A 13,919-nucleotide genomic window follows, 5' to 3' on the forward strand; every position below is an offset into this window, starting at 1 on the left:
GTTTCAATGGTCGGGAAGGCGCCGGTGGGACGGTGCCCGTGAATAGACCGAAAACGTATCGTCTCGTATGGGCGTGGTGCCGTGGCCCGACGGCAACCGCGACCGGTGAGAACTCTGAAAGGTGACACCTATTATGGCTCAATCGTTCCTTGGCCAGAAACGTCTACGTAAATATTATGGCAAAATCCGTGAAGTTCTGGAGATGCCAAACCTGATCGAGGTTCAGAAATCCTCGTATGATCTCTTCCTGAATTCCGGCGATGCCGACGTCCCCACGGACGGCGAGGGCATTACCGGTGTTTTCCAGTCGGTTTTCCCGATCAAGGATTTCAATGAAACATCCGTGCTTGAGTACGTCAAGTACGAGCTTGAAAAGCCGAAGTACGACGTTGAGGAATGTCAGCAGCGCGACATGACCTATTCCGCGCCGCTCAAAGTGACGCTGCGCCTCATCGTGTTTGATATTGACGAAGATACCGGAGCGAAATCGGTCAAAGACATCAAGGAACAGGATGTCTTTATGGGGGATATGCCCCTGATGACGCCGAACGGCACCTTTGTTGTGAACGGCACGGAGCGCGTGATCGTGTCTCAGATGCATCGCTCGCCCGGTGTGTTCTTTGACCACGACAAGGGCAAAACACACTCCTCCGGTAAGCTGCTTTTTGCCTGCCGCATCATCCCCTACCGCGGCTCCTGGCTGGACTTCGAGTTCGACGCCAAAGACATTGTTTTTGCGCGCATCGACCGCCGCCGCAAACTGCCTGTCACGACGCTCCTGTATTCGCTTGGTCTCGACCAGGAAGCGATCATGGACGCCTATTACAACACCGTCACCTACAAGCTGAAAAAGAACAAAGGCTGGGTCGCCCCGTTCTTCCCTGATCGTGTGCGCGGGACCCGCCCGACGTATGATCTGGTCGATGCGAAAACCGGTGAGGTCCTGTTCGAGAAAGGCAAAAAAGTAACACCGCGCGCGGTGAAACAACTTGTCGATGAAGGCAAAGTAACCGAGCTGCTGCTGCCGTTCGAGCACATCGCCGGTAAGTTCGCCGCCAAGGATATCATCAACGAAGAAAACGGCGCGATCTATGTCGAAGCCGGTGATGAGATGACGCTGGAGTACGACAAGGACGGAACGCTCATCGGCGGGACGGCCAAAGAGCTCGTTGATGCCGGGGTGACCGAGATCCCGCTTCTCGACATCGACAACGTCAATGTCGGCCCCTACATGCGCAACACCATGGCGCAGGACAAGAACATGAACCGCGACACCGCGCTCATGGATATCTACCGCGTCATGCGCCCGGGCGAGCCGCCCACCGTTGAAGCGGCATCTGCGCTTTTCGACACGCTCTTTTTCGACAGCGAGCGTTATGACCTTTCCGCGGTCGGTCGTGTGAAGATGAACATGCGTCTCGCACTCGACGCTGAAGACACACAGCGTACGCTGCGTCGCGAAGATATCGTGGCCTGTATCAAGGCGCTGGTGGATCTGCGCGACGGTCGTGGCGACATTGACGACATTGACCACCTCGGCAACCGCCGCGTGCGGTCAGTTGGTGAGCTGATGGAGAACCAGTATCGCGTTGGTCTCTTGCGCATGGAGCGCGCGATCAAAGAGCGTATGTCGTCCGTCGAGATCGACACGGTGATGCCGCAGGATCTGATCAACGCCAAGCCGGCAGCCGCCGCAGTGCGTGAATTCTTTGGCTCCTCGCAGCTGTCGCAGTTCATGGACCAGACGAACCCGCTCTCTGAGGTGACGCACAAGCGTCGTCTTTCAGCGCTCGGGCCGGGTGGTCTGACGCGGGAACGCGCGGGCTTTGAGGTGCGCGACGTACATCCGACGCACTATGGCCGGATGTGCCCGATTGAGACGCCTGAAGGGCCGAACATTGGTCTGATCAACAGCCTCGCGACATTCGCTCGGGTGAATAAATACGGCTTCATCGAGACACCGTACCGCAAGGTCGAGAACCGCAAGGTGACCGATGAAGTGCAGTACATGTCCGCGACCGAGGAAATGCGTCACACCGTGGCGCAGGCGAACGCCAACCTCGACGAGAACATGGTGTTTGTGAACGATCTGGTGTCGACCCGTAAATCCGGCGACTACACCCTGTCGCCGTCTGAAAGCGTTGATCTGATCGACGTATCTCCGAAACAGCTGGTCTCTGTTGCGGCTTCGCTTATTCCGTTTCTGGAAAATGACGACGCCAACCGCGCTCTGATGGGCTCGAACATGCAACGGCAGGCTGTGCCGCTTCTGCAGGCCGAGGCGCCTCTTGTGGGCACTGGCATCGAAGAAGTTGTGGCGCGCGATTCCGGCGCGGCGATCATGGCGAAACGCGCAGGCGTGATCGACCAGGTTGACGCCAGCCGGATTGTGATCCGGGCAACGGAAGATCTTGAGCTGGGTGATGCGGGTGTGGACATCTACCGCATGCGCAAATTCCAGCGCTCCAACCAGAACACCTGTATCAACCAGCGTCCGCTGGTGAAGGTGGGTGACCGGGTTTCCAAAGGCCAGGTGGTTGCCGATGGCCCGTCAACGGACATGGGGGAGCTGGCGCTCGGCAAGAACGTCGTCGTCGCGTTCATGCCCTGGAACGGCTACAACTACGAAGACTCCATCCTGATCTCCGAGCGGATTGCCCGTGACGACGTCTTCACCTCGATCCACATCGAGGAATTTGAAGTCGCCGCGCGTGACACCAAGCTGGGGCCGGAAGAGATCACCCGCGATATCCCGAACGTCGGCGAGGAAGCCCTGCGCAATCTCGACGAGGCGGGTATCGTTTATATCGGCGCGGACGTAGAGCCCGGCGATATTCTGGTGGGCAAAATCACTCCGAAAGGCGAGAGCCCGATGACGCCGGAAGAGAAACTCCTGCGCGCCATCTTCGGGGAGAAAGCCTCTGACGTGCGCGACACTTCGCTGCGCGTTAAACCGGGTGATTTCGGAACGGTCGTCGAAGTGCGCGTCTTTAACCGCCATGGTGTGGAAAAAGACGAACGTGCGCTGCAGATCGAGCGCGAAGAGGTGGAACGCCTGGCCCGTGACCGCGATGACGAACTCGCGATCCTGGACCGGAACATCTATGCCCGTCTCAAGGACCTGATCCTCGGCAAAACCGCTGTGAAGGGCCCCAAAGGCTTCAAGTCCAATTCCGAGATCACCGAAGACGCCCTGGAGATGCTGACCCGTGGTCAGTGGTGGCAGCTGGCTCTGAAAGACGAGGCAGACGCACAGATCGTCGAGGCTCTGAACGAGCAGTACGAGATCCAGAAACGGGCTCTTGATGCGCGCTTTGAGGATAAGGTCGAAAAAGTCCGTCGTGGCGATGATCTGCCCCCGGGCGTGATGAAGATGGTCAAGGTGTTCGTTGCGGTGAAGCGCAAGCTGCAGCCGGGCGACAAGATGGCCGGACGTCACGGCAACAAAGGCGTGATTTCCAAAGTGGTCCCCATGGAGGACATGCCGTTCCTTGCGGACGGGACACCGGTGGATTTCTGTCTGAACCCGCTGGGCGTGCCGTCGCGTATGAACGTCGGTCAGATCCTCGAGACGCATATGGGCTGGGCCGCACGTGGTCTGGGTGTCAATGTGGACGAGGCGCTGCAGGACTATCGCCGCTCCGGTGATCTGACACCTGTGCGTGAAGCTCTGAGCCTTGCCTATGGCGAAGACGTCTATGAAGAGGGCATCGCCGGCATGGACGAAGAAACCCTCGTTGAGGCTGCGGGCAATGTCACGCGCGGTGTGCCGATTGCGACGCCGGTTTTCGATGGCGCCAAAGAGGCAGACGTGAACGATGCGCTGAAGCGGGCCGGGTTTGATACCTCGGGCCAGTCGGTGCTTTTTGACGGCCGTACAGGCGAGCAGTTTGCCCGCCCGGTCACCGTCGGCGTCAAATACCTGCTGAAACTGCACCACCTTGTGGATGACAAGATCCACGCGCGCTCGACCGGGCCTTACAGCCTCGTCACCCAGCAGCCGCTGGGCGGTAAAGCGCAGTTTGGTGGTCAGCGCTTCGGTGAGATGGAGGTCTGGGCTCTGGAAGCTTACGGCGCTGCATACACCCTGCAGGAAATGCTGACCGTGAAGTCGGACGACGTGGCCGGACGGACGAAAGTCTATGAAAGCATCGTCAAAGGCGAGGACAACTTTGAAGCGGGCGTGCCCGAGAGCTTCAACGTTCTGGTCAAAGAAGTCCGTGGCCTCGGCCTCAACATGGAACTCCTGGACGCTGAGGAAGACGAATAACGGGATCAACGCAGGGCGGCTTTTAAAAGCTCCCTGCGCCCTCGCTCTTCCACTGCCTCCCTTTCAAGGATTTGAAAATGAACCAGGAACTGACAAACAACCCGTTCAACCCTCTCACGCCGCCCAAGGTATTCGACGAGATCAAAGTCTCGCTCGCATCGCCTGAGCGCATTCTGAGCTGGTCTTTCGGGGAGATCAAAAAGCCCGAGACCATCAACTACCGGACGTTCAAGCCTGAGCGGGACGGTCTTTTCTGTGCGCGTATCTTTGGCCCGATCAAAGACTACGAATGTCTCTGCGGCAAATACAAGCGCATGAAGTATCGCGGCGTCGTCTGCGAGAAATGCGGTGTGGAAGTCACGCTGCAGAAGGTACGCCGCGAGCGCATGGGCCACATTGAGCTGGCCTCGCCCGTTGCCCACATCTGGTTCCTGAAATCGCTGCCGTCGCGCATCGGTCTGATGCTGGACATGACGCTGCGTGATCTGGAGCGGGTTCTCTATTTCGAAAACTATGTGGTGATCGAGCCGGGCCTCACAGACCTCACCTACGGTCAGATGATGACCGAAGAAGAGTATATGGATGCTCAGGATGCCTTCGGCATGGACGCTTTCACTGCCAACATCGGTGCTGAAGCGATCCGCGAAATGCTGGCCGCAATTGATCTTGAGGCCGAAGCAGAGCAACTGCGTGCGGACCTCAAAGAGGCCACAGGTGAGCTCAAGCCCAAGAAGATCATCAAACGCCTGAAGGTGGTTGAGTCCTTCCTGGAATCCGGAAACCGTCCGGAGTGGATGGTGCTGACGGTGATCCCCGTGATCCCGCCGGAACTGCGCCCGCTGGTGCCGCTGGATGGCGGTCGCTTTGCGACGTCTGACCTCAACGATCTCTACCGTCGCGTGATCAACCGCAACAACCGTCTGAAGCGTCTGATTGAGCTGCGCGCGCCCGATATCATCGTGCGTAACGAAAAGCGGATGCTGCAGGAATCTGTGGATGCGCTCTTTGACAACGGCCGTCGTGGCCGCGTGATCACCGGTGCCAACAAGCGTCCGCTGAAATCGCTCTCCGACATGCTGAAAGGCAAACAGGGTCGTTTCCGTCAGAACCTTCTGGGAAAACGCGTCGACTTCTCGGGCCGTTCGGTTATCGTGACCGGTCCGGAACTGAAACTACATCAGTGTGGTCTGCCCAAAAAGATGGCGCTCGAACTCTTCAAGCCGTTCATCTATTCTCGCCTCGAGGCCAAAGGTCTCTCCAGCACCGTGAAACAGGCCAAGAAACTGGTTGAAAAAGAACGGCCCGAGGTCTGGGATATTCTGGATGAAGTGATCCGTGAACATCCGGTGATGCTGAACCGTGCACCTACATTGCACCGTCTTGGCATTCAGGCGTTCGAACCCGTGCTGATCGAAGGCAAGGCGATCCAGCTGCACCCGCTCGTCTGTTCGGCATTTAACGCCGACTTCGACGGTGACCAGATGGCCGTGCACGTGCCGCTGTCGCTTGAAGCTCAGCTTGAAGCGCGCGTTCTGATGATGTCCACGAACAACGTTCTGTCGCCTGCAAACGGCGCACCGATCATCGTGCCGTCGCAGGATATGATCCTTGGTCTCTACTATACCACACTGGAGCGTGAGGGCATGCCGGGTGAAGGCATGGTATTCGGCTCCGTCGAGGAAGTTCAGCACGCGCTGGATGCCGGCATGGTGCACCTGCACTCAAAGATCACGGCCCGGATCCCGCAGATCGACGAAAACGGTCTTGAGGTCATGAAGCGGTTTGAAACGACGCCCGGGCGGATCCGTCTTGGCGCGCTGCTGCCGCTGAATGCCAAGGCACCGTTCGAGCTGGTCAACCGCCTGCTGCGTAAGAAAGAAGTGCAGCAGGTTATCGATACCGTTTACCGGTACTGCGGTCAGAAAGAGTCTGTCATTTTCTGTGATCAGATCATGACAATGGGCTTCCGTGAAGCGTTCAAGGCCGGGATTTCCTTCGGCAAGGACGACATGCTGATCCCCGATACCAAATGGCCGATCGTCGAAGAGACGCGCGAGCTGGTAAAGGATTTCGAGCAGCAGTACATGGACGGTCTGATCACTCAGGGCGAGAAGTACAACAAAGTGGTCGATGCCTGGTCGAAGTGTAACGACAAGGTCACCGACGCGATGATGGGCTCAATCTCTGCCAGCCAGCGCAACGAGGCCGGTGCTGAAATGGAACCGAACTCGGTCTACATGATGGCGCACTCCGGTGCGCGGGGCTCGGTGACGCAGATGAAACAGCTCGGCGGGATGCGCGGCCTGATGGCCAAGCCGAACGGCGACATCATCGAAACACCGATCATCTCGAACTTCAAAGAAGGTCTGACCGTTCTGGAGTACTTCAACTCCACCCACGGTGCCCGTAAGGGTCTGTCGGATACCGCTCTTAAAACGGCGAACTCAGGTTACCTGACACGTCGTCTGGTGGACGTCGCACAGGACTGCATCGTGCGCATGAACGACTGTGGCACAGAGACGTCGATCACGGCCGTGGCCGCGGTCAATGATGGTGAGGTTGTTTCTTCGCTGTCCGAGCGCATTCTGGGTCGTGTGGTCGCGGAAGACATCATGCGTCCGGGCACGGATGAGGTGCTGCTCGCTGCCGGCACTCTCATCGATGAGCGGATGGCGGATGCTGTGGAAGAGGCCGGTGTGGCCTCCGCGCGGATCCGCAGCCCGCTGACCTGTGAGGCCGAAGAGGGCGTCTGCGCCATGTGCTACGGTCGTGACCTTGCACGCGGTACAATGGTCAACACCGGTGAAGCTGTCGGCATTATTGCCGCGCAGTCGATCGGTGAGCCCGGTACACAGCTGACGATGCGGACATTCCACATCGGCGGCGTGGCCCAGGGTGGTCAGCAGTCGTTCCTGGAGGCCAGCCATTCCGGCAAGGTCGTCTTTGACAACGCCTCGACCCTTGAGAACGCCTCCGGCGAGATCATGGTGATGGGCCGGAACATGAAGCTGATCATTCAGGACGAGAACGGCGAGGAACGTGCCAGCCACAAGGTCGGTTACGGCACCAAGCTCTTTGTGACCGATGGCCAGGACGTGAAACGCGGCGACAAGCTCTTTGAGTGGGATCCCTATACGCTGCCGATCATCGCGGAGAAATCCGGTACGGCTAAGTTTGTTGACCTTGTCAGCGGCATCGCGGTGCGGGACGAGACCGACGATGCAACCGGTATGACACAGAAGATCGTCATCGACTGGCGTGCAGCCCCCAAAGGCAACGAGCTCAAGCCGGAGATCATTCTGGTGGATGGCGATGGTGAGCCTGTGCGCAACGATGCGGGCAACCCTGTGACCTATCCGATGTCTGTGGATGCGGTTCTCTCCATTGAGGATGGCGCCGAGATCCAGGCCGGTGACGTTGTTGCGCGGATCCCGCGTGAAGGCGCCAAGACCAAGGACATCACCGGTGGTCTGCCGCGTGTGGCCGAACTCTTTGAGGCACGTCGTCCCAAAGATCACGCCATTATCGCCGAAATCGACGGCTATGTGCGTTACGGTAAGGATTACAAAAACAAGCGCCGTATCGCGATTGAGTCCGCCGAAGATCCGGACACAAAGGTCGAATACATGGTGCCCAAGGGCAAACACATTCCCGTCGCGGAAGGTGATTTTGTCCAGAAGGGCGATTACATCATGGACGGCAATCCGGCACCGCATGACATTCTGGCCATTATGGGTGTCGAAGCGCTGGCGGATTACATGATCGACGAGGTGCAGGACGTCTACCGCCTGCAGGGTGTTAAGATCAACGACAAGCACATCGAGGTCATCGTGCGTCAGATGCTGCAGAAGTGGGAGATCCAGGACTCCGGTGACACGACGCTGCTGAAAGGTGAACACGTCGATAAGCAGGAGTTTGATCAGGCCAATGAAAAGGCACTGGCCAAAGGCGGACGTCCTGCACAGGGCGAGCCTATTCTCCTGGGCATCACCAAGGCGTCGCTTCAGACCCGCAGCTTTATCTCGGCGGCCTCCTTCCAGGAGACCACCCGGGTTCTTACCGAAGCCTCGGTGCAGGGTAAGAAAGACAAGCTTGTCGGTCTGAAAGAGAACGTCATCGTGGGCCGTCTGATCCCGGCCGGCACCGGTGGTGCGACCATGAAGGTCCGCCGCGTGGCGCAGGATCGCGACAATGTCGTGATCGAAGCGCGCCGCGAGGAGGCCGAAGCGGCCGCCGCTCTGGCAGCTCCCTCAGCGGATGATGACATGGTCGGTGGCGATGTCTTCGACCAGGTGATCCCGGCAGACGAAGACAGCCGCGACTGATCACATCAGGCTGGACTGAAAAAGAAACCCCCGCCGGTCACCCGGCGGGGGTTTTTCGTTTCGGGCATTGGGTTCGCAGATCCCGGAAGCCTCTGCTGCCGCAGGACACAGGGTCTTTGCATCGCCCGTGACATTACAGGGTTGGACCTTGTCCGGAATGCGTCATAGGGATGGTGCGGGATCAAAAGGGACACAGCATGTCGCCAAATCTGACCGGAGCCATTCTGATGATGGTTTCGATGGCCTGTTTCACCATAAATGACGCGTTTCTGAAGGCGGCGGGCGGAGCACTGCCGCTCTTTCAGCTGCTGTTTCTGCGGGGGATTTTTTCCAGTCTTCTGATCGGCGGACTGGCCTGGCAGCGCGGGTCCCTGCGGATCGCCGTTTCAACTCAGGACCGGCGACTGATCGCGCTGCGCTCGGTGGCAGAGGTTGCTGCGGCCTATTTCTTTGTGACTGCTCTGCTGGAAATGCCGCTGGCGAATGTCACGGCGATCCTTCAGGTGCTGCCGCTGACGGTGACGCTCGGATCGGCGGTGTTTTTTCAGGAACCGGTTGGCTGGCGGCGGTTTCTGGCGATCGGGATCGGGTTTGCCGGGATGCTGCTGATCGTACGCCCGGGCACAGATGGCTTTAACGTCTGGTCCTTATATGCGCTCATTGCAGTCATCTGCGTGACGGTTCGGGACCTTTCGACCCGACGGTTGTCGCCCGGTGTGCCGTCTTTGCTAGTCACGCTGAGTGCGTCGGTCACGGTTCTGGTGGCTGCCGGCCTTGCGTCGCTGACCATCACCTGGGCACCGGTGACGCCCTGGCTGGGCGGGCTTGTCCTTGCCTCATCCGTATTCATCGTGGGAGGCTACTTCTTTTCGGTGCAGGTGATGCGGGCAGGAGACGTGAGTTTCATCGCACCCTTCCGCTATACCGGTCTGATCTGGGCGCTGGCGCTGGGATGGTTTGTTTTCGGCGACTGGCCGGCGCCGCTGACCCTGGCCGGGGCGGCGATCATCGTGGCGACCGGGCTTTTTACCCTATACCGTGAACGCAGCCTGATGCGCCGGTGAGAAAAGCCGGCGAACCTCGTCTGCATCCACATTGAAGGCCATGCGAAAGTAGTCCTCGTGGTCCTTGTCGAGCAGGGTGGTTTTTACGGGGCGCGCGGCCGACTTCTGGCGCGAGTCGTTATACTCAGTGTGTCCGCGTATCATCATATCCTCGCCGGGAAAGGACAGCACGGGCATCCGTTCCCAGATGCGCGAATGGTTGAAGTTCATCACAGTAAGGCGGGTGCGGGGCTGCAGCATGACCGCAAGTCCGGGCGTCCAGCAGCGTTCGCGCACGGGTGCTGCGCTGATGCCATCCGGTCCGGAATGCACGACGAAACCCTGGTTGAAATCGATCGCAAGGCTGCGGTGATCAGAAAGCACCGGCAGGGCCTGACCCGCGCGGCGGCGCAGTTCGGCTACAAAATGCAGCGCCACCGCGTCGTCATCATCCAGCCGGAACTGAAGGCAGGGCGATTTGCTGCGCGCGCGCTCAGCATTTATTACACCGCTCATAACGCGCCGGTGCTTGCCGGGGGCATGCTCGCGGATCACAATCTGTGGCACATCGGCGACCAGCTCCTGCAAGCGGGATTTATAGGTCCGCGGCATGGTGTCACCGATTACAATGATGAAGGTAAAATCGCCATCTGTCTGGGCGCGGATGCAGGGCAAGGTATATGCTTCGAAGGTTGCAAACCGCGATGCCATCCGCTCCGGGGCCCAGAGGCTTTTCATGCGGTCTTCGGGACTTGGATGCGTGACCTGAAACCCGCCGATGGCGGGATAGGAAAACCGGCAAAGGCCAATGACCTGCATCTCGCTGCGTCCCTTCGTTTCCGTGATCGGGCTGCAGCCACCATTGCAGCGCTGATGCACGGAGACAAGATCGGAGGGGGCTGTTGACACCACGGGCGACTCCTTTTATACGCGCGACATCTCGAAGGCAGGAGCACTCTGTCCTTTGAAATCAAAATGAAGTGGTCACGATCCGGCCCCCTATCGGCCCGATCCTCTGTAAACCCACCGCGTCGTTTCCCCGGTACGGAAACGGAGGCGGTTTTTTTGTTGTCGCGGGTACATGCGCGGCAAGAGACAAACGCGCATCCGCGCACCGGACGGCCCTGTGGACGCATGTGGCTGTGACAACTGAAACCGCACAAAGGGCGTCTTTGTGCACACATATGTGAGCTAAACGGGGAACCAACCGGAATGCCAACGATCCAGCAGCTGATCCGCAAACCGCGGCAGCCAAAAATTAAACGTTCAAAGTCCATGCACCTGCAGGAATGCCCGCAGAAGCGTGGCGTTTGTACGCGTGTTTACACAACCACACCGAAAAAGCCGAACTCGGCGATGCGGAAAGTGGCGAAGGTCCGTCTGACCAATGGCTTTGAAGTCATCAGCTACATCCCGGGCGAGAGCCACAACCTTCAGGAGCACTCCGTGGTTCTGATCCGTGGCGGTCGTGTGAAAGACCTTCCCGGTGTGCGTTACCACATCCTGCGCGGTGTCCTGGATACTCAGGGCGTGAAAGACCGTAAGCAGCGTCGTTCGAAATACGGCGCCAAGCGTCCGAAGTAAGAGGAATACAGCATGTCCCGTCGCCACGCAGCCGAAAAACGCGAAGTTCTGCCAGACGCCAAATACGGTGATCTGGTTCTGACAAAATTCATGAACAACCTGATGATCGACGGCAAAAAGTCGGTCGCAGAACGTATCGTCTATAACGCGATGACCCGCGTTGAGGACAAGATCAAGCGCGCACCCATCGAGGTGTTCCACGAAGCGCTCGACAACATCAAACCCTCCGTCGAGGTTCGCTCGCGCCGGGTTGGTGGTGCAACATACCAGGTGCCCGTCGAAGTGCGCCCCGAGCGCCGCGAAGCGCTGGCCATCCGCTGGCTGATCAAAGCATCGCGCGCCCGCAACGAGAACACCATGGAAGAGCGCCTTGCCGGTGAACTTCTGGATGCTGTTCAGTCCCGCGGTACCGCGGTGAAAAAGCGCGAAGACACCCACAAGATGGCAGACGCCAACAAAGCGTTCAGCCACTACCGCTGGTAATTATTTCGCGCCCTCGCTGAAGGGCGCGATCAACCGTTTCAGATATTCTGAGGAAGCAGCTCCATGGCACGCGATTATCCGCTCCAACGCTACCGTAACTTCGGCATCATGGCCCACATCGATGCCGGTAAAACAACATGCTCCGAGCGCATTCTGTTCTATACAGGCAAGTCTCACAACATCGGTGAGGTGCACGATGGTGCGGCTACGATGGACTGGATGGAGCAGGAGCAGGAACGTGGCATCACGATTACTTCTGCTGCTACGACAACTTTCTGGCAGCGTCAGGAAGAGCCCACATCCGACGGTACATCCGACACCAAATACCGCATGAACATCATCGACACGCCCGGCCACGTGGACTTCACCATTGAAGTTGAGCGTTCGCTGGCGGTTCTTGACGGCGCGGTTGCTGTGCTCGATGCAAACGCCGGCGTTGAGCCACAGACGGAAACTGTCTGGCGTCAGGCGGACCGCTACAAGGTTCCGCGCATTGTTTTCGTCAACAAGATGGACAAGATCGGCGCTGATTTCTTCAACTGCGTCAAGATGATCAAAGACCGTACGGGTGCAACCCCCGCACCGATCCAGATCCCGATCGGCGCAGAGACCGAGCTTGAGGGCATGATCGATCTCGTGACCATGGAAGAGTGGGTCTGGGAAGGTGAAGATCTCGGCGCGTCCTGGGTGAAAAAGCCGATCCGTGACAGCCTGAAAGCCCAGGCTGACGAATGGCGCGGCCACCTCATCGAGACTGCGGTCGAGATGGACGATGACGCGATGGAAAACTATCTGATGGACGGTGCCGAGCCGGATGTGGATACGCTGCGTAAGCTGATCCGCAAAGGCACGCTCGCGATCAAATTCATCCCCGTTCTTTGTGGTTCTGCGTTCAAGAACAAGGGCGTGCAACCTCTGCTCAACGCCGTAATCGACTATCTGCCCAGCCCGCTGGACGTTGTTGATTACATGGGGTTCAAACCCGGCGACGAGGAAGAAGTCCGTAACATTCCGCGCCGTGCGGATGATGAGATGGCGTTCTCCGGCCTGGCATTCAAAATCATGAACGACCCCTTTGTGGGCTCGCTGACCTTTACCCGCATTTATTCCGGCCAGCTGAAGAAGGGCGATACACTGCTCAACTCTACAAAAGGCAAGAAAGAGCGCGTCGGCCGGATGATGATGATGCACTCGATCAACCGTGAAGAGATCGACGAAGCCTTTGCCGGCGACATCATTGCTCTGGCGGGTCTGAAAGACACCACAACCGGTGATACGCTCTGTGCGGTCAATGACCCGGTCGTGCTGGAAACGATGACGTTCCCTGATCCTGTGATCGAGATCGCGGTCGAGCCGAAAACAAAGGCTGACCAAGAGAAAATGTCTCAGGGTCTGGCGCGTCTTGCGGCCGAGGATCCTTCCTTCCGCGTGGAAACCGATCTGGAATCCGGTCAGACAATCATGAAGGGCATGGGGGAACTTCACCTCGATATCCTCGTTGACCGCCTGAAGCGCGAATTCAAGGTTGAGGCCAACATCGGTGCGCCGCAGGTGGCCTATCGTGAAACAGTCAGCCGTGAAGCTGAGATCGTATATACCCACAAGAAACAGTCTGGTGGGTCGGGTCAGTTCGCTGAGGTCAAGATGATCATCACGCCGACAGAGCCGGGCGAAGGATATTCGTTCGAGTCCCGCGTCGTCGGTGGTTCGGTGCCCAAGGAATACATCCCGGGTGTTGAAAAGGGTATCAAATCCGTCATGGACTCCGGTCCGCTTGCCGGCTTCCCTGTGATCGACTTCAAGGTCGCGCTGATCGAAGGCAAATACCATGACGTGGACTCCTCTGTTCTGGCGTTTGAAATCGCCGGTCGGATGGGTATGCGGGAAGGCATGAAAAAGGCTGGTGCAAAGCTGCTTGAGCCCATCATGAAAGTCGAAGTGATCACACCGGAGGAATACACCGGTGGCATCATCGGCGATCTGACTTCACGTCGTGGTCAGGTGACCGGCCAGGAGCCGCGCGGCAATGCGATTGCGATTGATGCTTTCGTGCCGCTGGCGAATATGTTCGGCTACATCAACACGCTGCGTTCCATGTCTTCGGGCCGTGCGCAGTTTACCATGCAGTTCGATCACTATGATCCGGTGCCGCAGAACATCTCTGACGAGATTCAGGCCAAATTCGCTTAACGACGTCGCCCCGGCGGGGCGGCC

The 13,919-nt window shown here is 58.3% G+C and carries 7 protein-coding genes; 6 read left to right on the top strand and 1 reads right to left on the bottom strand.

Annotation, left to right across the window (positions count from 1 at the left end; translation table 11 throughout):
• The first annotated feature begins 133 nt into the window (after positions 1-133).
• From rpoB to G3256_RS02850, 3 genes are all read left to right on the top strand, one after another.
• Positions 134-4,270, top strand: a complete 4,137-nt coding sequence (gene rpoB / locus G3256_RS02840) for a DNA-directed RNA polymerase subunit beta (protein WP_169639398.1) — start codon at positions 134-136, stop codon at positions 4,268-4,270.
• Positions 4,271-4,347: 77 nt separating this feature from the next.
• Positions 4,348-8,595, top strand: coding sequence for a DNA-directed RNA polymerase subunit beta' (gene rpoC, locus G3256_RS02845; RefSeq protein ID WP_169639399.1), 4,248 nt, complete (start codon positions 4,348-4,350; stop codon positions 8,593-8,595).
• 197 nt (positions 8,596-8,792) lie between these two features.
• Positions 8,793-9,659, top strand: coding sequence for a DMT family transporter (locus tag G3256_RS02850; protein ID WP_169639400.1), 867 nt, complete (start codon positions 8,793-8,795; stop codon positions 9,657-9,659).
• Here G3256_RS02850 and G3256_RS02855 read toward each other — a convergent pair.
• The gene (locus tag G3256_RS02855; RefSeq protein ID WP_246227741.1) at positions 9,627-10,550 is read right to left on the bottom strand and encodes a putative rhamnosyl transferase; all 924 of its coding nucleotides are present in this window, start codon (positions 10,548-10,550) and stop codon (positions 9,627-9,629) included. The two genes, G3256_RS02850 and G3256_RS02855, sit on opposite strands and share 33 nt — an antisense overlap.
• 300 nt (positions 10,551-10,850) lie before the next feature.
• Between G3256_RS02855 and rpsL the strand changes: the two genes are divergently transcribed.
• From rpsL to fusA, 3 genes are all read left to right on the top strand, one after another.
• The gene (rpsL, locus tag G3256_RS02860; protein ID WP_011570072.1) at positions 10,851-11,222 is read left to right on the top strand and encodes a 30S ribosomal protein S12; all 372 of its coding nucleotides are present in this window, start codon (positions 10,851-10,853) and stop codon (positions 11,220-11,222) included.
• 12 nt (positions 11,223-11,234) lie between these two features.
• Entirely contained in the window at positions 11,235-11,705 is a 471-nt protein-coding gene (gene rpsG / locus G3256_RS02865) for a 30S ribosomal protein S7 (RefSeq protein ID WP_067928015.1), read from the top strand.
• 63 nt (positions 11,706-11,768) lie between these two features.
• Positions 11,769-13,895 carry an elongation factor G gene (fusA, locus tag G3256_RS02870; protein WP_169639401.1) on the top strand — a complete coding sequence of 709 codons (2,127 nt, stop codon included), beginning with the start codon at positions 11,769-11,771 and terminating at the stop codon, positions 13,893-13,895.
• Positions 13,896-13,919: the final 24 nt, after the last annotated feature.

The organism is Roseobacter ponti, assembly GCF_012932215.1.
GTDB classification, from domain to species: domain Bacteria; phylum Pseudomonadota; class Alphaproteobacteria; order Rhodobacterales; family Rhodobacteraceae; genus Roseobacter; species Roseobacter ponti.

Bases quoted from the DNA above. Each gene is read 5' to 3' on its own strand.
- G3256_RS02850 (WP_169639400.1), top strand. From the start codon at position 8,793: ATGTCGCCAAATCTGACCGGAGCCATTCTGATGATGGTTTCGATGGCC.
- rpsG (WP_067928015.1), top strand. From the start codon at position 11,235: ATGTCCCGTCGCCACGCAGCCGAAAAACGCGAAGTTCTGCCAGACGCC.
- rpoC (WP_169639399.1), top strand. From the start codon at position 4,348: ATGAACCAGGAACTGACAAACAACCCGTTCAACCCTCTCACGCCGCCC.
- fusA (WP_169639401.1), top strand. From the start codon at position 11,769: ATGGCACGCGATTATCCGCTCCAACGCTACCGTAACTTCGGCATCATG.
- rpsL (WP_011570072.1), top strand. From the start codon at position 10,851: ATGCCAACGATCCAGCAGCTGATCCGCAAACCGCGGCAGCCAAAAATT.
- rpoB (WP_169639398.1), top strand. From the start codon at position 134: ATGGCTCAATCGTTCCTTGGCCAGAAACGTCTACGTAAATATTATGGC.